Origin of the sequence: Pseudomonas sp. SIMBA_041 (assembly GCF_046535095.1) — a bacterium.
In the GTDB taxonomy this organism is placed as follows: Bacteria; Pseudomonadota; Gammaproteobacteria; order Pseudomonadales; family Pseudomonadaceae; genus Aquipseudomonas; species Aquipseudomonas mucoides.
Genome location: NZ_JAWRXJ010000995.1, coordinates 1 through 232 on the forward strand (window position 1 = coordinate 1; position 232 = coordinate 232).

Genomic DNA, 232 nt, shown 5'->3' on the forward strand with positions numbered 1-232 from the left:
CTATGTGTTTTAATTTCCTTGTAGTCTTGGTACATTGAAGCATTAACAATAATATTTAATCCTAATTGATATGATTTTCTGCTTATTGTTTTTAAAATAAAATCTTTAAAATTCTTATGGTAAAAATACTCTGGCTCATACGCCTGAACATAATAAAACTTCTTTGCTTTGATAATTGATTTTTTTACAGGAGAAGCCGTAAAAGAATGATTGGCTAAAACCACATCTGCAT

1 protein-coding gene is annotated in these 232 nt (G+C 27.6%); it reads right to left on the reverse strand.

Annotation, left to right across the window (positions count from 1 at the left end; all coding sequences use genetic code 11):
• Positions 1-232 (reverse strand): hypothetical protein (locus SB725_RS34115; protein WP_410923814.1); only part of this gene is annotated, 232 nt, incomplete at both ends.